This is a genomic window from Belnapia sp. F-4-1 (assembly GCF_000802185.1).
Classification (GTDB): domain Bacteria; phylum Pseudomonadota; class Alphaproteobacteria; order Acetobacterales; family Acetobacteraceae; genus Belnapia.
Genome location: NZ_KN676113.1, coordinates 5008999 through 5029759, shown reverse-complemented (window position 1 = coordinate 5029759; position 20761 = coordinate 5008999). Strand labels below are relative to the sequence as shown.

Sequence of the window (20761 nt, the reverse complement as noted above, 5' to 3'; positions counted from 1 at the left end):
CAGGGGGAAACGGGGGCGCTTCTTGCGCCCTTACGCGCCCGTCGCCAAGCCCGGCGCGCGGACGATCAGGGCCCGGGTCCGGTAGCGGGCGACGGATTGGCCAGGCGGGACCTTCTGGAAGACCAGGAAATAGCTGTGGTTCTTCCGCGCATGCACCTGGCGGAGCAGACGCGCCACCCCCGGCCGGTTGGGCCGGACCAGCACGAAGAGGTCGCGGGCATAGAAGCCGAGCTCGGCAAGGCCGGTGACGATCTGCACATGGGTCAGCTCCTGCCGGTTGGCGCTGACCTCGTCCTGGCATTTGACGATGAGGATGCCGTGGTCGCGGAGTACCCGCCGCGCCTCGGCGGCGGCGGCGAGGTAGAGGTCGAGCACTGCCTGATGCCAACGTCCGCCGCCCGGCGCCTCGCCCTCGCCGCCAGCGGCGTAATAGGTGCGAAGTCCGGCATGGCTGCCGAGCCCGCCGCGCGTAGCGGATTTCGGCCGGAGCAGCCCTTCCATATAGGGCGGGTCGAGCACCAGGGCATCCAGGCTGGCATCGGCGTGGGGGAGGGCGCGGCAATCCGTCCCGGTGGCGAGGTCGGAGGGCAGGACCCGGTAGAGCCCCTCCGGCACCTGCTGCCAGAAGACGCCCTGGCCATAGGTGACGTCGGCGATGAGCGCGCCGGGCGGGACGTGCAGCGCCAGGATGCGCGGGAAGAGGGCGGCATTCCCCCCGGCATGGGCGGAGAGCACCACATCCGCCGTCGCGCTGCCGCCCTGCACCCGCCTGGCGCGTGGCGGGGCCTCCGCCGCCTCATCCATGCGGGGCGGGGCGGAGGGTGCGGACCTCGGCTTCCAGCAGGCCGGGATCGGGGGCGATGTACCAGTCGGCGCGCATCGACACGGCCTGGGCGAGGCGGCGCTTGTAGTCGGCCCGGGGAATCTCGTGGGCGCCGAACTGGGCCAGGTGCTCGGTCAGGAACTGGCTGTCGAGCAGGACGAAACCGCCAAGGCGGAGGCGCGCGACCAGATGCACCAGCGCCACCTTCGAGGCATCCCGCGCCCGGCTGAACATGCTCTCGCCGAAGAAGGCGGCGCCGAGGACGACGCCGTAGAGGCCGCCGACCAGCCGCCCCTCCTGCCAGACCTCGATGGAATGGGCGTGCCCCTGCCTGTGGAGCGCGAGGAAGAGGTGCTCGATCTCCGGGTTGATCCAGGTGTCCTCCCGCCCCGGCGCGGCGGCGGCACAGCCGGCGATGGCGGCGGCGAAGTCACGATCGGCGGTGACCTCGTAGGGACCGGAAAGGACGGTGCGCAACAGCCGCCGCGGCAGGTGGAAGCCCTCATCCAGCGGGATGACCCCGCGCCGCTCCGGATCGAGCCAATAGAGCCGGTCGCCGCCGCGGCTCTCGGCCATGGGGAACAGCCCGGCACGATAGGCGCGGAGCATCAGCTCCGGCGTGATGTCGATATGGCGGCGGCTCATGCGGCGGCGACCGGCCGGGGCGAGGCGCCGTCGCGCGCAAGGCCGCCCTGGCCGATTCGATGGGGGAAGCGCTCCTTCGCCTCGGCGATGCTGTGGCGCGGCATTGGGGCAGCATAGCCAGCCGCCTCGCCCGTCGCCACCGTTTCCCTGTCAGCCCTGCGCGAGGCGGCGGGCGACGAAGCGCTCAAGCCAGTGGATGGTGTAGTCGCCTGCCTGGAATTCCGGGTCCTCCATGATCGCCCGGTGCAGCGGCAGGGTGGTGCTGATGCCGTCCACCACCATCTCGGCCAGCGACCGCCGGAGCCGGGCGATGGCCTCGGCCCGGGTCGCGCCATGGACGACGAGCTTGGCGATCAGGCTGTCGTAATGCGGCGGCACCGCGTAGCCGGAGTAGAGGGCGCTGTCGACGCGCACCCCGAGCCCACCCGGCGCGTGATAGGTGTGCACCCGGCCGGGGGAGGGAGCGAAGGTCTCCGGGTCCTCCGCGGTGATCCGGCACTCGATGGCATGGCCGTGGAAGCGTATCTCGGACTGGTCGTAGCCCAGCGCCTCGCCGGCGGCGACGCGGAGCTGCTCCTTCACCAAGTCGATGCCGCAGACCATCTCCGTGACCGGATGCTCCACCTGAAGGCGGGTGTTCATCTCGATGAAGGCGAACTGCCCGTCCTGCCAGAGGAATTCCAACGTGCCCGCATTACGGTAGCCGAGCTCGCGCAGCGCCCGCGTCACCTGTGCCCCCAGCGCATCGCGCTCGGCGGCGTTGAGCACGGGGGAGCCTGCCTCCTCGACCAGCTTCTGGTGGCGGCGCTGCAGCGAGCAGTCGCGCTCGCCGAAATGCACGACACTGCCATGGGTGTCGGCCAGGACCTGCAGCTCGATATGGCGCGGCCGGTCGAGGTATTTCTCGAGATAGACCTCGTCATTGCCGAAGGCGGCCTTCGCTTCGGTGCGGGCGACGCGCCAAGCCTCCTCCAACTCGTCCTCGGACCGCGCGACCTTCATGCCGCGCCCGCCACCGCCGGCGGCTGCCTTGATGAGGACGGGGTATTTCACCTCGGCCGCCACCTGCCGTGCCTCATCGATGGAGGCCAGCGCCCCGAGGCTGCCGGGGACGAGCGGCACGCCGAGCCGGCGCATCGCGTCCTTCGCCTGGATCTTGTCGCCCATCATGCGGATATGCGCGGGGGAGGGGCCGATGAAGGCGAGGCCATGCGCCTCCACCATCTCGGCGAAGGAGGCGTTCTCCGAAAGGAAGCCGTAGCCGGGATGCACAGCATCCGCGCCGGTGATGGCGGCGGCCGAAAGGATGGCGGCGACGTTCAGGTAGCTGTCGCGCGCGGCCGGCGGGCCGATGCAGACGCTCTCGTCGGCGAGGCGCACATGCATGGCGGAGGCATCGGCCGTCGAATGCACGGCGACGGTGCGGATGCCCATCTCCTGGCAGGCGCGATGGACCCGCAGCGCGATCTCGCCGCGGTTGGCGATGAGGACCTTGCCGAACATGGTTATTCGACGATCAGCAGTGGCTCGCCATACTCGACCGGCGTGCCGGTTTCGACGAGGATGCGGGTGACGGTGCCGGCGCGAGGCGCGCGGATCTGGTTGAAGGTCTTCATGGCTTCGATCAGCAGCAGGGTCTGGCCCTGGGCGACCTTGGCGCCGACGGTAACGAAGTTCGGCTGGCCCGGCTCCGGCGAAAGATAGGCGACGCCGACCATGGGCGAGGCGACGAGGCCCGGGTGCTTGGCATCCGGCATCTCGGCCTCGGCGGCGACCGTGGCCACGGTCGCCGCGGGGACGGGCGCGGCGGGCGGCAGCATGCCGGCCGGCCAGGCCATCGGCGCCGCGGCCTGCGGCGAAGCAGGGGGCTTCCGGGCCACGCGGATGCGGCTGTCCTTCTCCACCAGCTCGATCTCGGTCAGGTCGGTGTCCCGCAGGATCTGGGCCAGGGCGCGAATCGCCTCCGGGTCGAATTGGATGCCGTTGCTCATGCCTGTTCCTAAGCCTCGTCGTCCGGGTCGTCGGTGCCGACCAGCCCGGCCATCGCCTCGAGCGCCAGGGCGTAGCCCTGCACGCCGAGCCCGGCGATCACCCCGGTGGCGGCCTTGGAGACGAAGCTGTGCTGCCGGAATTCCTCCCGGCGGTGGATGTTGGTGATGTGGACCTCGATGACCGGCAGGTCGACCGCCAGCAGCGCATCCATCAGCCCGATCGAGGTGGTGGTATAGCCGGCGGGGTTGATGACGATGCCCGCCGCCCGGCCGCGGCATTCCTGCACCCAGGTGATGAGCTCGCCCTCGCCATTGGTCTGGCGGAAGTCGATGGCGAGGCCGAGCCCCTCCGCCACCTCGGCGCAGAGTGCCTCGACATCGTCGAGGGTGGCGGTGCCGTACTTGTCCGGCTCCCGCATGCCGAGCAGGTTGAGGTTCGGGCCATTCAGGACGACGACCAGCGGGGGCGACATGGTATGTATCCGGCGGAGATCGAGGCGGTTGCGCTAGCACGGAGGGGTTTCGGGGAGCAAGCGAATGGGCCGGGGCAGGCGCCTTGTCCTCGGCCCCGGGCTTCGCCACATTCCCCGCCATGGGCGCAGAGATCCAGATCACCGTGAATGGCGAGCCCCGGCAGGAGCCGGCGCCTGTCACCCTGGCCGAGTTGCTGGAGCGGATCGGGCTCGACACGCGCAAGGTCGCGGTCGAGCGCAATCTCGAGATCGTCCCCCGCTCCACCTATGCCGCGACGCGGCTCGCCGCCGGCGACCGGTTGGAGATCGTGCATTTCATCGGCGGAGGCTGAACCATGGACGGATTGCCACAGCCGGCTCTCGAGGAGAGCTGGGAGGTTGCCGGGCTGCGCTTCCGCTCGCGCCTGATCGTCGGCACCGGACGCTACAAGGACCTGGAGGAAACGGGGCGGGCCATCGACGCCTCCGGCGCCGAGATCGTCACCGTCGCCGTGCGCCGGGTCAATCTTGGCGATCCGAAGGCGCCGATGCTGCAGGATTACGTCGACCCGCGGCGCTACACCTACCTGCCGAACACCGCCGGCTGCTTCACCGCCGAGGATGCCGTCCGCACGCTTCGCCTGGCTCGCGAGGCAGGTGGGTGGAACCTGGTGAAGCTCGAGGTGCTGGGGCCGCCGCCCTTTCTCTACCCAGACATGCGGGCGACCTTCGAGGCGCTGGAGGCGCTGTTGAAGGACGGCTTCCAGGTCATGGTCTATTGCTCGGACGACCCGGTCGCGGCGCGGCGGCTGGAGGAGATGGGCGCCGTCGCCATCATGCCGCTCGGGGCGCCGATCGGCTCGGGCCTCGGCATCCAGAACCCGGTGATGATCCGGGCGATCATCGAGCAGGCGAAGGTGCCGGTGCTGGTCGATGCGGGCGTCGGCACCGCCTCCGACGCGGCCTTCGCCATGGAACTCGGCTGCGACGCGGTGCTGATGAACAGCGCGATCGCCCATGCGCAGGACCCGGTTCGGATGGCGCGCGCCATGAAGGCGGCGGTGGAGGCGGGGCGGCAGGCCTTCCTGGCCGGGCGGATGCCGCGGCAGCACGCCGCCGATCCGTCGAGCCCGCTGGCCAAGGGAATTATCGGGCGGAACTAGAGCCGGGAGGCACCCCGACCAACCGTTACCGATTCGTTGGCGGCAATTTTCCCTGCCCTTCCGCTTCCCGGCAAGGCGATCAGCGGCCAGTTCGCGAAGCTTCCGGCGGAGTTTCCGGCCACCTGCGAAGGTGGCTGGAAAAAAATCTGGGCCGGCCTGCATTTTCCGCTTTTCACCCCTGGGGGTGGGGCCTATATGCCGGCTCAGACGCAGTACGCACGTGCCTCTGGCCCCAGGCCCACGGAACCCGGCGCCCCTCCACAACGGCGCAGACTAAGGACGGTCACCGCGGCGCAAGGTTTACGCAACGACGTCAAGCGTTCTGGCAACCCCGTGCGGCACAAGCCGTGCGGTCCGTTTGGTCGCTGGTTCGTTCGACCGTTTCGTCAATCTGGGGCCGCCGCCCGATCGGGGCGGTCCTGCAGTCTGTAGGGATGAGTTGCGATGACCCCCAAGGTCTCCCGCTTCCTGCGCGACCACGCGCCGGCCACGCCTTGCCTCGTCCTCGATGTCGATCGGGTCGAACAGAACTACCAGCGGCTGACGGCCGCGCTGCCGCTCGCCCGCATCTACTACGCCGTGAAGGCCAACCCGGCCGCGCCGGTGCTGGAGCGCCTGGTCGGCCTTGGCTCCTCCTTCGATGCCGCGAGCTGGGAGGAGATCGAAGCCTGCCTCGCCGCCGGCTCGCGCCCCGAAGGAATCAGCTTCGGCAACACGGTGAAGAAGGAGAGCGCGATCCGCGCCGCCTATGCCGCCGGCGTCCGCATGTTCGCCTTCGACAGCGAAGCGGAGCTTCGCAAGCTGGCCCGCTCCGCCCCGGGCGCGCGCGTCTACTGCCGCATCCTGGTCGGTAATGTCGGCGCCGAGTGGCCGCTGTCGAAGAAGTTCGGCTGCGAACTGGAGATGGCACGGGAGCTGATGATCCTGGCCGGCGAGCTGGGCCTCGACCCCTTCGGCCTTTCCTTCCATGTCGGCAGCCAGCAGACCCGGACCGACGCCTATGAGGCGGCGATCGCCAAGGTCGCCATGCTATTCACCGACCTTCGCGACGCGGGCGTGAAGGTGCGCATGGTCAACCTCGGCGGCGGCTACCCAGTGCGCTACCGCTCCGAGGTGCCGGAGATCGACGATTTCGGCGCCGCCATCATGGGCGCGATGACCGAGCATTTCGGCAATGCCCTGCCGGAGATCGTCATCGAGCCGGGGCGCTTCATGGTCGGCGATGCCGGCGTGGTCAGCGCCGAGGTGGTGCTGGTTTCGCGCAAGGCGAAGGACGACCCGGTGCGCTGGGTCTATCTCGACATCGGCCGCTTCGGCGGGCTTGCCGAGACCGAGGGCGAGGCGATCAAATACGCCTTCCGCACGCCGCATGACGGTGAGGTTGACGGCCCCGTCACCATCGCCGGCCCGACCTGCGACAGCACGGACACGCTGTACGAGAAGGCCAACTACCGCCTGCCGCTTGCCCTCGATTGCGGCGACCGGGTGGAGCTGTTGGCGACGGGGGCCTATGTGACCACCTATGCCAGCCAGGCCTTCAACGGCTTCCGGCCGCTGGCAGAGCATTACGTCTGATTCTTTCCGTTCCCAAGGTAGCATCGGGCGCATAGTCTTGCGCCATGGACGAGATCGACCGGAACATCACCGTCGCGCTGCAACTCGATGGCAGCGCGGGGCTGGCAGAGCTTGCGAAGGTGGCGGGGCTTTCGGTCTCCGCCACGGCCGAACGGGTCAAGCGGCTGGAAGAGCGCGGCGTCATCCGCGGCTGGCGGGCGGATATCGACCCGGTGGCCGCCGGCTGCCCGCTGCTGGTGCACATTCTGGTCACCGTGGCGCCGGGGCGCGACGAGGCCGCCTTTCGCAAGGCCATGCGGCGGCAGGAGGCGGTGCTGGAATGCCACGCCATCACCGGCGACTGGACCTACCTGCTGAAAGTGCGGCTGGCCGATCTGCCGGCGCTCGACGCCTTCCTCAATGACGAGTTGCGCGCACAGTCGGGCGTGCAGCGGGTGGAAACGCTGCTCGCCATCGCCACGGTGAAGGAAACCTCCATCCTGCCGGTGGCGCCGGCGACGGAGGAGTAGGCTGCGTCACAAGGCCGGCTCGAAGCCGGCTTCGGCCGAACGCTCGGCGAGATCGAGACTTTCGGCGAAATTGTCGCGCCGGGCGAGGTTGCTGGCCGCCAGCCGCCGCAGCTCCGCCTGAGGCCCGGCGGCTGCCTCGGCGACGGGAGCGCGCCGCTGCTGCAGCACGGTGAAGGCACCGAGCTGGCCATAGCCCCAGGCCCGCAGCCCGCCATCGACGAGGCCGAAGCCGCCGGACGCCGGACGCAGCGACACCTCGGTCCCCGCCGGCACCCGACCGACCTCGGGTGCCCGGAGATCCGGCCGCAGCCGAAGGGCAACTGGGGCGGAGGCGACGGCGCGGACCGGTGCATCGCGTGCGGCCCGTTCGGCCAGCAGGGCGGCGGCGGTGCCGGGCGCGGCGCGCTCGACCGCGGCTTCGAGGCGGGCGCTGCGCTCGCTCAGGCCTTGGCGAAGCTGCTGTGCGCGCCGGAGGTCGGCGCGCAGCCGCCCCGACGCTGCGGCGAGCCGGGCCGAGGCTTCGGCCCTCGGGACGACATTGCTGGCGGCATCGGCGCGGATCACCCGCACTTCCGTCCAACGGCAGTAGAGCAGGGCGTCGAAGGCGATCTGGAGGCGATCGATCGCGGCATTCTCCTGCGCCAGCTCGCGGGCCAGGTCCTCGGCGCTCGGCGGCCCCTGGCGCCGTGGCGCCTCGCCGAGGAGGTCGCCGGCCGAGACGAAGACGACCACTTGCGGGCCGCAGGAATCGGCCGGATCGGCCGCCGCCAGCCCGGGCGGCGGCGGCTGGCGCGGCACGCAGCCCGAGGCCAGCGCCAGGGCGAGGCCGAGTGCGCGGAATCGCATCGCCCCTACCGCGCCGCTCGCACGGCCATCGCCGTGGTCCGCTCATCCATCCGCGCGTCGTAGGTGAGGCCCTTGCGCAGCGCCCAGCTGTTGACAAGCTGGAAGAGAGGGATGATGGCGCCGTCGTCCGTCGCCATCTTAACCGCCTCGCGCAGCAGCTGCTCGCGTTGCCGGTCGTCGATGGTGGCGGCGGCGCGGGCCGTGGCGGCGTCGAGCTCCGGGTTGGAATAGCGGCCGCTGTTGCTGGCGCCGGTGCGCCGCTCGCGGTCATAGGTGCCGAGGATGTTCACGAGGGCATAGCTCGCCTCGCCGGTCACGCTTCCCCAGCCCGAAAGGCGGATGGCGTATTCCTGCCGGTTGGAGCGCTGCGAGAAGCTGGCCCAAGGCACCGCCTCCACCTCCGTGCGGATGCCGATGCGGGTGAACATCTGCGCCACGCCCTGCGCCGTCTTGGCGTCGTTCGGGTAGCGGTCGTTCGGGCTGTGCAGGGTCATGCGGAAACCCTGCGGGAAGCCGGCCTCGGCCAACAGTCGCTTCGCCCCGTCCGCATCGAAGGCCGGCGGGCGGACATCCGGGTTGTAGCCGAAGGTGCCCTCAGGCAGCCATTGACCGGTCGGCTGGGCGGTGCCCTCCATCACCCGCTCCGCCAGCGCCTGGCGGTTGATCGCGAGAGAGAGGGCACGGCGCACGCGGACATCGTTGAACGGATTGGCAGCGAGCGGCTTGCCGTCGTTGTCGCTGGTGAAGGGCACATCGCGCTGCCGCGAATGGTCCATCACCAGGTAGATCATGCGGAGGCCCTGGATCTCGGAGATCGTCACCTTCGGGTCGCGCCGCATCCGCACCAGGTCGGTCGACGGCACTTGGTCGATCAGGTCCACGTCGCCGGCGAGCAGCGCCGCGGTGCGCGCGCCGTCATTGCCGATGAAGCGGTAATTCACTCGGGCCCAGGGCTCCGGCCCGCGGAAATAGGCCTCGTTCCGGGCCAGCTCGGTGCGGTCGCCGGAGCGGTAGGCGACCATGCGGTAGGGGCCGGTGCCGACCGCCGCGCGGCCGCTGTTGAAATCCTCCGTGCTCGCGCCTTCGACCGCATGGCGGGCGATGACGGCGACGGAGGCGAGCTCGGTCGGCAGCAGCGGATGCGGCTGCGCGGTATGGAGGCGGACGGTCAGCGGATCGATCACCTCGACACGCTCGATGGCACGGACGAAGCCGCCGAAGCCGCCCGGGCTGCCGGGAACGTTCGGCGCGCGCTGAATGGTGAAGGCGACATCCTCGGCGGTAAAGTCGCGCCCGTCATGCCACTTCACGCCGGGGCGGAGCTTGAACTCCCAGACCGTCTCGCCGATCACCCTCCAGCTCTCGGCAAGGCCGGGATAGGGTTGGGCCCGCGCATCCCGCTCCACCAGCCGGTCGAAGACGTGCATAGCGAGGCTGTTGTTGGGCGAGGCGTTGTAGAAATGCGGATCAACCGAGGTGACGGACCCGCCGATGCCGATATTCAGCGTGGCCTCGCCGGTCTGTGCGACGGCGGGGGCGGCGAGGAGCAGGACGGCGAGGCCGAAGCCGGTGGCGTTGGGTCGTGTCATGAATGTCTCCGGGATGGCGGGGAGACTACCGGCCGTTCCGTCCTCCGCCAACCGCTTGGCACCGGCTTTGCGAAAGGGCAGGGACAGGCCGCGAGACGGCCCCGGCTTGGCGCCCGGGTGCCCGTTCTCGCGGCAGGCCAGTCGAACCTTGCCGCGCCCCTGGGCGGGCCGCCTGCACACGATGCAGTGGCGATGCCGGGCTGCGGCGCCTCGGGGGAAGCTGGCGAGAGGATGACCGGAATGCTAACTTTCGCGCCGCTGGGGCTTCCGAGGGACAAGATGACAGTATTTCGTCACGCGGCCGGTTTGGCCGCCGGTCTGGCAATTGCCGGCCTGGCCCTCGAGCCGGCGGCGGCGCAGACCCTCACCATGGGCGTCGGCGCGCCCGTCACCTCGATCGACCCGCACTATCACCAGCTTTCGCCGAATACGGCGGTGGCCGAGATGATCTTCAGCGCGCTGACCGAAACGGATTCGCGTGCCCGCATCACGCCAGACCTTGCGGAAAGCTGGCGCCCGGTGTCCGACACGGTTTGGGAGTTCAAGCTCCGCCAGGGCGTCACCTTCCACAACGGCTCGCCCTTCACCGCGGAGGATGTGGCCTTCACCTTCGAGCGGGTGCCGAAGGTGCCGAACTCGCCCTCCTCCTACGCCATCTACACCCGGCCGATCACCCGGGTGGAGATCGTGGACAGCTACACGCTCCGGCTGCACACCGCCTCGCCCTATCCGCTGATGCCGACCGATCTCGCCAGCGTGATGATCCTCGACCGCGAGACGCATGCGAACGCGACGACCGAGGGCTTCAATGCCGGGCCGATGGCGGTCGGCACCGGGCCCTTCCGCATGGTCAGCCACCGCAACGGCGACCGCATCGAGTTCGAACGCAACGACAATTACTTCGGCCCGCGCCCGGCCTGGAGTCGCGTCACCTACCGCATGATCACCAACGATGCGGCGCGCACCGCGGCGCTGCTCGCCGGCGATGTGGACGTGATCGACCAGGTGCCGACCAGCGACCTCGCCAAGCTGCGCGGCGACCAGCGGCTGACGCTGGCCGAGACCACGGGCCTGCGGGTCATCTTCCTCAGCTTCGACCACGTGCGGGACGATGCCTCGCCCTTCGTCACGGACAATGACGGCAAGCCCATCCCGCGCAACCCGCTGCGCGACCCGCGGGTGCGGCGGGCGCTCTCCACCGCGATCGACCGCAACGCCATCACCGAGCGGGTGATGGAGAGCGCCGCCCTCCCGGCCGGGCAATTCCTGCCGGAGGGGAGCTTCGGCTATGTCCCTGGTCTCAACCCGCCCCGCTTCGACACGGAGGCGGCGAAGCGGCTGCTGGCCGAGGCGGGCTTCCCGGGCGGCTTCCGCATTACCCTGCATGGGCCGAACGACCGCTATCCGAACGATGCGCGCATCATCCAGGCCATCGGCCAGATGTGGACGCGGGCCGGGGTGCGCACGGCGGTGGAGGCGCAGCCCTGGACCACCTTCGTCGGCCGCGCGGCGCGGCAGGAGCTCTCGGCCTTCCTCATCGGATGGGGCACTTCCTCCGGCGAGGCCTCCAACCCGCTGCGCAACCTGACCGCGACCTTCGACCGCGAGAAGGGCTACGGCGCGTCCAATCGCGGCCGCTATTCCAACCCCGAGGCGGACCGCATCCTGGAGCAGGCCATGCGCGAATTGGACGATGCGAAGCGCGAGGCGCTGCTGCAGCAGGCGACGCGCCTTGCCATGGAGGATGTCGGCATCGTGCCGCTGCACATCCAGAAGAATGCCTGGGCCATGCGCCGCGGCTTCGCCATGGAGGCGCGGGCGGATGAGCTGACGCGGGCGCAGGACGTCCGTCCGGCGGCCGCGCGATGACCGCCTTCCTGCTCCGCCGCCTGATCCAGGCGGCCGCCGTCGTCCTCGTCATGTCCCTGCTCGTCTTCCTCGGCGTCTTCGCCGTGGGCGACCCGATCGAGATCCTCATCAGCCCCGAGGCCGACCAGTTCGAGCGGGAGCGTGCCGTCAAGGCGCTCGGCCTCGATCTGCCGCTCTGGCAGCAATACCTCGTCTTCCTCGGCAACGCGCTGCGGGGCGACCTCGGCCGCTCCTTCGTCTTCAACGAGCCGGCGCTGAAGCTGATCCTCGAGCGCATGCCGGCGACGCTCGAGCTCGCCATCGGCGCCACTGTCGCGGCGCTGATCATCGGCCTGCCGCTTGGCCTCTATGCTGGGCTTAAGCCGAACAGCCCGGTCAGCAAGGGCATCATGGCGACGAGCATCCTCGGCTTCTCGCTGCCGACCTTCTGGGTCGGGCTGATGCTCATCATGGTCTTCGCCGTACAGCTCGGCTGGCTGCCGAGCACGGGGCGGGGCGAGACGGTGACCATCCTCGGCATGCGCTGGTCCTTCCTGACGCGGGACGGCATCGCCCATCTCATCATGCCGGCGCTGAACCTGGCGCTGTTCAAGATCAGCCTCGTCATCCGCCTGACCCGCGCCGGCGTGCGGGAGACGATGCTGATGGACTACGTGAAATTCGCCCGCGCCAAGGGGCTCAGCCCGGCCCGGGTTACCTTCGTCCACGTCTTCAAGAACATCCTGATCCCGGTCGTCACCGTGGTCGGGCTGGAGTTCGGCGGGACCATCGCCTTCTCGGTGGTGACGGAAAGCGTCTTTGCCTGGCCGGGCATGGGCAAGCTCATCATCGACAGCATCAACGTGCTCGACCGGCCCGTGATGGTCGCCTACCTGATGATGATCGTGCTGCTCTTCATCACCATCAACCTCGTCGTCGACATCACCTATTCCCTGCTCGATCCACGTGTCCGGCTGGAAGGCAAGCAATGAGCAGCACCACGGCAACGACGGTCCCCGCACCGCCGAGGGTCGAGACCCCGTTCCAGCGATTCGTCTCGGAATTCGCCGCCTCGCGCATCGCGCTCCTCGGGCTGATGCTTTTCCTTGCCATCGTCGTGATCGCGGTGCTGGCGCCCTGGATCGCGCCGCAGAATCCCTACGACCTCGCCCAGCTCGACATCATGGACGGGCGGATGGAGCCCGGCACGGTCGGCGGCGCCGGCTTCACCTACTGGCTCGGCACGGATGACCAGGGGCGCGACATGCTCTCGGGCATCATGTACGGGCTGCGCATCTCGCTGATCGTGGGCGCGGGCTCCGCCATTATCGCCTGCCTGGTCGGCGCCTCGCTCGGGATGCTGGCCGCCTATGCCGGCGGGCGGACAGACAGCCTCATCATGCGGCTGGTCGACCTCCAGCTTTCCTTCCCGGCGATCCTCGCGGCGCTGATGATCCTCGCCTTCCTCGGCAAGGGCATCCTCAATGTCGTTTTCGCGCTGGTGATCGTCGAATGGGCCTATTACGCCCGGACGGTGCGCGGCTCGGCCCTGGTCGAGCGGCGGCGGGAGTATATCGAGGCGGCGCAGTGCCTCGCCCTGCCGACGCGGCGGATCATCTTCCGCCACCTGCTGCCGAACTGCCTGCCGCCGCTCATTGTCGTCGGCACCATGCAGGTGGCCCGCGCCATCGCGCTGGAGGCGACGCTCTCCTTCCTTGGCCTCGGCGTGCCCATCACCGAGCCTTCGCTCGGCCTCCTCATCTCCAACGGCTACGAGTACATGTTGAGCGGGAAGTACTGGATCAGCTTCTACCCCGGCATCGCCCTGCTGGTGACCATCGTCTCGATCAACCTGGTCGGCGACCAGTTGCGCGACGTGCTGAACCCGAGGCTGAAGCGATGAGCGCGCCGACCCTCGAGGTCCGCAACCTCCGGACGCATTTCTTCACCCGCGCCGGCGTGGTGAAGGCGGTGGACGACGTCTCCTTCACCGTCGAGGCCGGCAAGGTCATGGGCCTCGTCGGCGAGAGCGGCTCGGGCAAGACCGTGACGGGCTTCTCCATCCTCGGCCTGGTCGATGCGCCGGGGCGGATCGCCGGCGGGCAGATCCTGTTCAAGGGCCGCGATCTGGCGACGCTGCCGGAAGCCGAGATGCGGGGACTGCGCGGCAACCGCATCGCGATGATCTTCCAGGATCCGATGATGACCCTCAACCCGGTCCTTCGCATCGACACGCAGATGATCGAGACGGTCCTCGCCCATGCCAAGGTCAGCCGCGAGGAGGCCCGCCAACGGTCCCGGGACGCCCTGGGGCAGGTCGGCATCCCCAGCCCCGACGAGCGGCTCAAGGCCTACCCGCACCAATTCTCGGGCGGCATGCGCCAGCGCGTCGCCATCGCCATCGCCCTGCTGCACAAGCCGGACGTGATCGTGGCGGACGAGCCGACCACGGCGCTCGACGTCACCATCCAGGGCCAGATCCTCGCCGAGGCGCAGAAGCTCTGCGCGCAGTTCGGCACCGCGCTCGTCTGGATTACCCATGACCTCTCGGTCGTCGCCGGCCTCGCCGACGACATCGCCGTGATGTATGCCGGCAAGGTGGTGGAGAGCGGGCCGGTCACGCAGGTGCTCGACGCGCCGCTGCACCCCTATACGCTCGGCCTGATCGGCAGCGTGCCGAGCCGCAACCGCCGCGGCGAGCCGCTGCGGCAGATTCCCGGCATGACGCCCTCGCTGCTCAACCTGCCGGCGGGCTGCGCCTTCCGCTCCCGCTGCCCGCGCGCCGAGCCGGGCTGTGCCGAGCCGCCGCCCATGGCTGAGTACCGTCCGGGCCAGCATGCCCGCTGCATCCACCCGCATCAGGAGGCCGTGGCGGCATGAGCGAAACCCTGACCGCGCTCCCTGCCACGGAAACCCTCGCCGAGCCGATTATCGAGCTGCGCGGCGTCTCCAAGCGCTTCTCGAAGACGCTCGACTTCGCAGGGCGCATCGCCAAGCGCCTCGGCGCCAACCTCCGCGAGGAGGTGGTGCATGCCGTGGACGGCGTCGACCTGACCATCCGGAAGGGCGAGGTGGTGGGCCTCGTCGGCGAGTCCGGCTGCGGCAAGTCGACCCTCGGCCGCATGGTCGCCGGCATCATGCCGGCGAGCGAGGGCAGCATCCTCTGGCGCGGCCGCGACCTGAAGAGCCTCAACGCGGCCGAGGCGCGCGAGGCGAAGCTGCGGACGCAGATGATTTTCCAGGACCCTTATGCCTCGCTGAATCCGCGGCTGAAAGTGCAGGAGATCGTCGGCGAGGCGCCGCAATTCCACGGCATGGCGAGGCGCGGCGAGATCGACACCTATGTCGACGAGCAGCTTCGCCGCGCCGGCCTCGACCCGGCGCTGAAGGCGCGGTACCCCCACCAGTTCAGCGGCGGCCAGCGCCAGCGCATCGGCATCGCCCGCGCGCTCGCGGTGCAGCCGGAATTCCTGGTCTGCGACGAGGCGGTGGCGGCGCTCGACGTTTCCATCCAGGCGCAGATCCTGAACCTCTTCATGAAGCTGCGGCGGGAACTCGACCTCACCTATCTCTTCATCAGCCACGATCTCGGCGTGGTGGAGCATCTCTCCGACCGCGTCGTCATCATGTATCTCGGCCGCGTCGTCGAGGAGGCGCCGGCGGAGGAGGTCTTCCGCCGTCCGAACCACCCCTACACCAAGGCGCTGCTTGCCGAAGTGCCACGGATCGAGGCGCGGAAGCGCGCCTTCGCCGGGGTGAAGGGCGAGATTCCCTCGCCACTGGACCCGCCTTCCGGATGCCACTTCCATCCGCGCTGTCCCTTCGCCTTCGACCGCTGCCGGGTCGAGCGGCCGGCGCTCCGGCAGGTCGGCCCGGCGCATCGCAGCGCCTGCCACCTGAACGACGTGGCATGAGGGGTCTGGTCCTGCTCGCCCTGCTGCTGCTGGCCGCCTGCCAGCAGGACGGCGCGAGCGGGCCCTATGTCGGCGGCTCGGTCGGCACCAATCTGCGCGGGGATCAGCGGTTGCGCTGAGCCGCCGCCATGGCGAAGCAGCCGGCGCCGACCGCCCCGATCCCGGCCAGGAGCCACGGCACCGGCCCGTAGCCGCCGGCGCCCTCGGAGATCAGCGCGATCAGCACCGGCGCGAGCGTCCGCGGCAGCACCGTCACGGCGGTAAGCGCGCCGGTGATGGCGCCATAGCCCTCCCGCCCCAGGATCTCGGCGACACCGGCGGCGCGCACGATCGTCATCAGACCATCCGCCATCGCCCAGCCGAGGACGTAGAGCAGCAGCCAAGCGAATTCCGGCGGCGCCAGGCCGAGTGCCAGCATGGCGACGGGCGCAAGCAGGGAGGCCAGCCTGCCGACGCCCCGCATCGTCACCCGCCGCCCGAGGGCGAAGAGCGCCAGCCGCGCCGCCACCTGAAAGGGCCCGTGCAGCGAGACGAGGACGATGATCGAGGCCTCGGCCAGCCCCCGCTCGCGCAGCAGCGGAATGGCATGGGCGCCGAGCCCGACGCCGATGAAGGCATGCGCCGCCAGGGCGCCAGCCAAGCCGAGGAAGGCCGGCCTTCGCATCGCCCGGCCGAGGTCGAAGCCGCTGCCGCCGCGCACCTCCGTCCGCGGCCGGTCGGGCGGCAGCAGCCCGAGCGCCAGCAGGCCAGGAATCGCCTGCAATCCCGCCAGCGCCAGCAGCGCGTCGCGCCAGCCGAGGCGCTCGATCAGCAGCGCGGTCAGCGGGATGAAGAGCGTTGCGGTGAAGCCGGTGATGAAGGTGATGCCGGTGATTGCGCGCACCGGGTCCCGCGCCTGCGCCACCACCACTGCCATGGCCGGGCTCCAGAGCGCCGTCGCCTGGGCGAGGCCCATCGCCGCCCAGATCGCCCAATAGGCGGGAAGGGCGGACACCTGCGACCAGGCCACCAGCAGCGCCGCCCCGCCCCAGGCGCCGAGTGTCAGCAGCCATCGTCCGCCGCGCCGGTCCACCCATCGGCCGGCCGGCACGGCGGCAAGGCCGGAAACCAGCAGGGCGAGGGTCAGCCCGGCATTGAATTCGGTGCGGGTCCAGCCGAGCTCCGCCTCCATCGGCGCGCCGAAGAGAGGGAAGGCGGAGAAGAGCGTGCCCCAGCCGATCAGCTGGCCGATGGCGATGCAGAGAATGAGGCGGCGATCCGAGGCGGGTGGGCTGCCTTTCATGAGCCTGGGCGAGCCGATGCTGTCAGACCGTGAACTGCTCGGCGATGATCCGCTCGCTCAGCCCGTGGTCCGGGTCGAAGAGGAGGGTGAGGGCGAGGCTGCGGTCCTCCCGCACCTCGACCCGGCGGACATCGCGCACCTCGGTATAGTCGGCGACGGCGGCCACCGGGCGCTTCGGGCCTTCCAGGATCTCGAAGACGACCTCTGCATCGCCGGGCAGCAGGGCGCCGCGCCAGCGCCGCGGGCGGAAGGCGGAAATCGGCGTCAGCGGCATGAGGTTGGAGCCGAGCGGCACGATCGGCCCATGCGCCGAAAGGTTGTAGGCGGTGCTGCCAGCCGGCGTCGCCACCAGCACGCCATCGCAGATCAGCTCCGGCAGCCGCTCCTTGCCATCGACCAGGATGCGGATCTTGGCGGCCTGCCGGGTTTCGCGCAGGAGCGAGACCTCGTTGATCGCCGGGGCCTCGCGCACCGTGCCATCGGCCGAGGTGGCGCGCATGCGCAGCGGGTGCAGCATCGCCGCCTGGGATTCGGCCAGGCGCTCTGGCAGTACGTCCTCGCGGTAATCGTTCATCAGGAAGCCGACGCTGCCGCAGTTCATCCCATAGACGGCGAGGTTGCGGCCGAGCAGGCGGTGCTGCGTCTCCAGCATGCAGCCATCGCCGCCGAGCGAGACGACGGCCCGGGCGCGCTCCAGCGGCGCATCGCCATAGCGGGCAACGAGCCGGGCCTTGGCGGCCGCGGCGACTTCGGTGGCGGCGGCGAAGAAGGCGATGCACCCGACGAAATCCGCGGCGTCGAGGCGCACGGGTTGGGGGAAGGAGGCCGGCGGAAGCTCGCTCACGCGCCGCGGGCCGCGGCGTCGAGGTCGATGCGCCGTGCGGTTCGGTGCTCCATCACCGGCATGTCGCGGCGGAGGCGGGCGGTGAGGGCGGGGTCGATCCGGGCCGTCGCCCAGCCGGTGCCGTCGGAGGCGCGGGCGACGACATGCCCCCAGGGATCGGCCACCAGCGAATGCCCGTAGACGGAGCGCGGCTGCCCACGCTCCAGATACTGGCCGGTCGAGGCGGCGGCGATGATCCAGCACTGGGTTTCGATGGCGCGCGCCTTCAGCAGCGGCTCCCAGTGATCCTTACCGGTCTGGAGGGTGAAATTGGAAGGCACCAGGATCGCCTCCGCCCCCATCCGTCGCAGCGCGACGTAATGCTCGGCGAAGCGCATGTCGTAGCAGATCGTGCAGCCGAAGGTGATGCCGCCGGCCTCGAAGGTCACCAGCCGGTCGCCGGCACCGTAGAGCGCGCTCTCGCGGTAGCCGGTGCCGTCGGGGGCCACGATGTCGAACATGTGGATCTTGCGGTAGCGAGCGATCTCGCGCCCCTCCGGATCGAAGACGACGGTGGTGTTGTAGAGCCGCTCTGGGTCGTCCCCCGGCCCCGGCGCCTCGATCATCGAGCCGCCATGGAGGTGGATGCCGTGGCCCCGGGCGAGGCCGCGCATCAGCTCATAGGCCGGGCCACCGGAGTCGCCGGGGGCCGGTAGAACCTCGGCCGCCGCCTGCCGGCTCTCCCGGCCGCCGCCGAGGTTGGTCCAGGTTTCGGGCAGGGAGACGAGGCCCGGCCGATCCGCCGCCATTGCGGCGTCGACCAGCCGCCGGGCCTGGTCAAGATTGGCCTGCTTCTCGCTGCCCTGGTTCATCTGGATGACGCTGACGCGCATCGCCCCACTCCGCCGGATCGGCGCATCAAGCCCCGGCAGGGGGCGGAGGGCAAGCCTCGGGTCAGTCGATGCGTGGCTCCGCCCGGCCGCGGCGCGAGGCTTCGGGCCAGGACGGCTGGCGTCTCGGCTCCGGCTGGGCCGGCGGCAGGTCCATCCAATCCTCGGAGACGGTGCTGCGGCGCGGCGCGTCGGCCAAGCGCATGGTGATCAGCCGCAGCTCGCCCTGGATCTCATCGAGCTGCGCCTCGACCGTGTCGAGCCGCCCTTTCAGCCCGAAGACGCTGAACGGCATCAGCAGGTAGGCGAGGCCGACCAGCAGCAGGATCAGCAGCGCGAGCAGCCCGGTCCAGTCCGGCAGGCCGGGGATGGCGAGGCGGGATGCCAGATCCTGCAGCAGGGCCATGGGGGTTCAGCCTCCGGTCACGCTCATATGCCGGGCGACGGCCGGCCTGGCCTCGCGCCGCTCAATGACGAAGTCATGACCCTTCGGCTTACGCAGCATCGCCGCCTCGATCGCCGCGCGGAGGCCTTCGTCGCCGGCCCCCGGGTCTCGCAGCACCTGGCGCAGATCGGCCGCATCCTCCTGCCCGAGGCACATGTACAGGGTGCCCGTGCAGGTCAGGCGGACGCGATTGCAGCTTTCGCAGAAATTATGCGTCATCGGGGTTATGAAGCCGATCCGCCTTCCGGTTTCCTTAACCGTGAAGTAGCGGGCCGGGCCGCCTGTACGATAATCGGTCGGCTCCAGCGTCCAGTGCTCGCGCAGCCGGTCCCGCACCATGGAAAGGGGCAGGTACTGGTCCATGCGGTCGCCGGTGATCTCGCCAAGCGGCATGGTCTCGATCAGGGTGAGGTCGAAGCCGTGCTCGCCGCACCAGGCGAGCATGCGGTCGTACTCGCCTTCATTCACGCCTTTCAGCGCGACGGCATTGATCTTGACCGCGAGCCCAGCTGCCTTGGCAGCGAAGATGCCATCCAGTGTTTGGCCGATCTCGCCCCAGCGCGTCACCGCCTTGAACATGGCCGGGTCGAGCGTGTCGAGCGACACGTTGATGCGGCGGACGCCGGCTGCGTAGAGATCATCCGCCATCTTCGGCAACTGGGTGCCGTTGGTGGTGATGGTGAGTTCCTTCAGCCCGCCGGCGCCGATCCTCTGGCCCAGGTTGCGGATCAGGCCGATCACCCCGCGCCGCACCAGCGGCTCGCCGCCGGTCAGGCGGATCTTCTCGACGCCGAGGCCGATGAAGGCGCCGCAAAGCCGGTCCAGCTCTTCGAGCGTCAGCACCTCCCGCTTCGGCAGGAAGGTCATGTCCTCCGCCATGCAGTAGACGCAGCGGAGATCGCAACGGTCCGTGACGGAAACGCGGAGGTAGGAGATCCGCCGGCCAAACGGATCGATCATGGACAGGCTTCCCTCAGGGCGGATGGACAACGGGAATCCATTTGGGCCGCGACCCCCGTTGCCCGCAACCCCCTGGCCCCTGCGGCGCAGCCCCGCGTCAGGGCCATGGCTCGGCGACAGGCTCCAGCATCACCACGGCGGCATTGATCAGGACTTTGCCAGCATGCTCGAAATTGACCGTCACCCGGTCGCCGATGACCGACTGGATCTGGCCGATCCCCCAATCGGGCTGGCCGGGATGGCGCACCCGCATGCCTGGTTCGAGTAGGCTCGGCACCTCGCTCCCCTTGCAGGACAAGCCGTGCAACGCTTCGCTAACGCCGACAGGGTAGCCCACGGGGCGGCCTATAGGAAACCGCCCATGACCTTTCCCCCTGATACCAGCCTCGCGCGGACGCTTTGTGCCCGGCTCTGCCACGACCTGGGCGGCGCCATCGGCAGCCTCGCCGGGGCGCTCGACCTGCTTCCCAAGGCAGGGGACGAGTTGCTGGAGGTTGCGCAGGAGAGCGCGAGCGCGCTTCGCCAGCGCCTTCGCCTCTATGGCGCCGCCTGGGGCGGGCCGACGGAGGCGATGGAGCCGGCGGCGATGGAGGTGCTGCTGAGCGGCGCGCCGGCCGCGCCGCGGGTGCGGTTCGACCTGTCAAACATGGAGCAGGCGGTGGCGCTGCCGGCGCCGCTCGTCTCCATCGCGCTCAATGCCGCGCTACTGGCGGCCGAGGCGCTGCCGCGCGGCGGCACGGTGCGGCTCTCCGGTTCCGTGCTGGACGGGCTGATGGTGCTGCCGGCCGCCGACCTCGGCGCCCCGCCGGCGGCCTGGCCGGCCGGTTTTCTCGCGTTGATGGCCGGTCAGGCGCAGCCGGTGCCAGGGCCGCGGGAGGTGCTCGGGCCGCTGCTCTACGCCCTTGTGGCGGAGGCCGGCTGGAGCGCGAGCCTCGCCCTGAGCGGCAATCAGGCGGCGGCGCCCCTCCTGCTGACGCCGCGGTGAACGCCTTTACCGAATCTTCGC

24 protein-coding genes are annotated in these 20761 nt (G+C 70.0%); 11 read left to right on the top strand and 13 right to left on the bottom strand.

Annotated elements, in window-relative coordinates; genetic code table 11:
• Positions 1-30 precede the first annotated feature (30 nt).
• The 5 genes from LH62_RS23710 to aroQ all read right to left on the bottom strand — a co-directional run bounded on the left by LH62_RS23710 (position 31) and on the right by aroQ (position 3932).
• The gene (locus tag LH62_RS23710; RefSeq protein ID WP_052214860.1) at positions 31-804 is read right to left on the bottom strand and encodes a hypothetical protein; all 774 of its coding nucleotides are present in this window, start codon (positions 802-804) and stop codon (positions 31-33) included.
• A complete protein-coding gene (gene aat, locus LH62_RS23705; protein WP_043364590.1) occupies positions 797-1468 on the bottom strand; it encodes a leucyl/phenylalanyl-tRNA--protein transferase in 672 nt (223 codons plus the stop codon). Before aat ends, LH62_RS23710 begins: the two co-directional genes overlap by 8 nt.
• A gap of 150 nt (positions 1469-1618) precedes the next feature.
• Positions 1619-2971, bottom strand: coding sequence for an acetyl-CoA carboxylase biotin carboxylase subunit (gene accC, locus LH62_RS23700; RefSeq protein WP_043364589.1), 1353 nt, complete (start codon positions 2969-2971; stop codon positions 1619-1621).
• A 2-nt stretch (positions 2972-2973) separates the two neighbouring features.
• Entirely contained in the window at positions 2974-3459 is a 486-nt protein-coding gene (gene accB, locus LH62_RS23695; protein ID WP_043364588.1) for an acetyl-CoA carboxylase biotin carboxyl carrier protein, read from the bottom strand.
• Between the two features lie 8 nt (positions 3460-3467).
• Complete coding sequence (gene aroQ, locus LH62_RS23690) at positions 3468-3932, bottom strand: type II 3-dehydroquinate dehydratase (RefSeq protein ID WP_043364587.1); 465 nt, start codon at positions 3930-3932, stop codon at positions 3468-3470.
• 83 nt (positions 3933-4015) lie between these two features.
• Between aroQ and thiS the strand changes: the two genes are divergently transcribed.
• The 4 genes from thiS (at position 4016) to LH62_RS23670 (ending at position 7158) form a co-directional block, all read left to right on the top strand.
• Positions 4016-4264, top strand: coding sequence for a sulfur carrier protein ThiS (thiS, locus tag LH62_RS32780; protein WP_236552613.1), 249 nt, complete (start codon positions 4016-4018; stop codon positions 4262-4264).
• A 3-nt stretch (positions 4265-4267) separates the two neighbouring features.
• Positions 4268-5074: a thiazole synthase gene (locus LH62_RS23680; RefSeq protein WP_043364586.1), complete on the top strand. Its 807-nt coding sequence runs from the start codon at positions 4268-4270 to the stop codon at positions 5072-5074.
• 444 nt (positions 5075-5518) lie between these two features.
• Positions 5519-6649, top strand: coding sequence for a type III PLP-dependent enzyme (locus LH62_RS23675; protein WP_043364585.1), 1131 nt, complete (start codon positions 5519-5521; stop codon positions 6647-6649).
• A 44-nt stretch (positions 6650-6693) separates the two neighbouring features.
• Positions 6694-7158 (top strand): Lrp/AsnC family transcriptional regulator, encoded by a 465-nt coding sequence (locus LH62_RS23670; RefSeq protein ID WP_043364584.1) that lies wholly within the window; start codon positions 6694-6696, stop codon positions 7156-7158.
• A gap of 6 nt (positions 7159-7164) precedes the next feature.
• On the opposite strand, the gene LH62_RS23665 is transcribed toward LH62_RS23670, so the two are convergent.
• Positions 7165-8004, bottom strand: coding sequence for a hypothetical protein (locus tag LH62_RS23665; RefSeq protein ID WP_043364583.1), 840 nt, complete (start codon positions 8002-8004; stop codon positions 7165-7167).
• Positions 8005-8009: 5 nt separating this feature from the next.
• Entirely contained in the window at positions 8010-9593 is a 1584-nt protein-coding gene (locus LH62_RS23660; RefSeq protein ID WP_043364582.1) for an ABC transporter substrate-binding protein, read from the bottom strand.
• Positions 9594-9872: 279 nt separating this feature from the next.
• Here LH62_RS23660 and LH62_RS23655 point away from each other — a divergent pair, with 279 nt between their 5' ends.
• Genes LH62_RS23655 through LH62_RS32450 form a run of 6 tightly spaced genes read left to right on the top strand, consistent with a single transcriptional unit; the run spans position 9873 to position 15474 of the window.
• Positions 9873-11462 carry an ABC transporter substrate-binding protein gene (locus LH62_RS23655; protein WP_043366491.1) on the top strand — a complete coding sequence of 530 codons (1590 nt, stop codon included), beginning with the start codon at positions 9873-9875 and terminating at the stop codon, positions 11460-11462.
• The gene (locus LH62_RS23650; protein ID WP_043364581.1) at positions 11459-12433 is read left to right on the top strand and encodes an ABC transporter permease; all 975 of its coding nucleotides are present in this window, start codon (positions 11459-11461) and stop codon (positions 12431-12433) included. Before LH62_RS23655 ends, LH62_RS23650 begins: the two co-directional genes overlap by 4 nt.
• A complete protein-coding gene (locus LH62_RS23645) occupies positions 12430-13344 on the top strand; it encodes an ABC transporter permease (protein WP_043364580.1) in 915 nt (304 codons plus the stop codon). Before LH62_RS23650 ends, LH62_RS23645 begins: the two co-directional genes overlap by 4 nt.
• On the top strand, positions 13341-14321 hold the full coding sequence (locus tag LH62_RS23640; RefSeq protein ID WP_043364579.1) for an ABC transporter ATP-binding protein: 981 nt from the start codon (positions 13341-13343) through the stop codon (positions 14319-14321). The genes LH62_RS23645 and LH62_RS23640 overlap by 4 nt, the downstream gene beginning before the upstream one ends.
• Positions 14318-15355, top strand: a complete 1038-nt coding sequence (locus tag LH62_RS23635) for an ABC transporter ATP-binding protein (protein WP_043364578.1) — start codon at positions 14318-14320, stop codon at positions 15353-15355. The genes LH62_RS23640 and LH62_RS23635 overlap by 4 nt, the downstream gene beginning before the upstream one ends.
• Entirely contained in the window at positions 15352-15474 is a 123-nt protein-coding gene (locus LH62_RS32450) for a hypothetical protein (RefSeq protein WP_255360008.1), read from the top strand. The genes LH62_RS23635 and LH62_RS32450 overlap by 4 nt, the downstream gene beginning before the upstream one ends.
• On the opposite strand, the gene LH62_RS23630 is transcribed toward LH62_RS32450, so the two are convergent.
• The 6 genes from LH62_RS23630 to LH62_RS29555 form a co-directional block, all read right to left on the bottom strand.
• A complete protein-coding gene (locus LH62_RS23630) occupies positions 15459-16637 on the bottom strand; it encodes an MFS transporter (RefSeq protein WP_043364577.1) in 1179 nt (392 codons plus the stop codon). The two genes, LH62_RS32450 and LH62_RS23630, sit on opposite strands and share 16 nt — an antisense overlap.
• 22 nt (positions 16638-16659) lie before the next feature.
• Complete coding sequence (locus tag LH62_RS23625; RefSeq protein WP_082012898.1) at positions 16660-17445, bottom strand: NAD kinase; 786 nt, start codon at positions 17443-17445, stop codon at positions 16660-16662.
• Between the two features lie 32 nt (positions 17446-17477).
• Complete coding sequence (locus tag LH62_RS23620; protein WP_043364576.1) at positions 17478-18353, bottom strand: carbon-nitrogen hydrolase family protein; 876 nt, start codon at positions 18351-18353, stop codon at positions 17478-17480.
• A 61-nt stretch (positions 18354-18414) separates the two neighbouring features.
• A complete protein-coding gene (locus tag LH62_RS23615; RefSeq protein ID WP_052214859.1) occupies positions 18415-18756 on the bottom strand; it encodes a hypothetical protein in 342 nt (113 codons plus the stop codon).
• A gap of 6 nt (positions 18757-18762) precedes the next feature.
• Entirely contained in the window at positions 18763-19755 is a 993-nt protein-coding gene (gene moaA, locus LH62_RS23610; RefSeq protein WP_043364575.1) for a GTP 3',8-cyclase MoaA, read from the bottom strand.
• A 97-nt stretch (positions 19756-19852) separates the two neighbouring features.
• A complete protein-coding gene (locus LH62_RS29555; protein WP_201445645.1) occupies positions 19853-20008 on the bottom strand; it encodes a DUF3553 domain-containing protein in 156 nt (51 codons plus the stop codon).
• Between the two features lie 108 nt (positions 20009-20116).
• Here LH62_RS29555 and LH62_RS23605 point away from each other — a divergent pair, with 108 nt between their 5' ends.
• Positions 20117-20740: a histidine phosphotransferase family protein gene (locus LH62_RS23605; RefSeq protein WP_043364574.1), complete on the top strand. Its 624-nt coding sequence runs from the start codon at positions 20117-20119 to the stop codon at positions 20738-20740.
• The last annotated feature ends 21 nt before the right edge of the window (positions 20741-20761 follow it).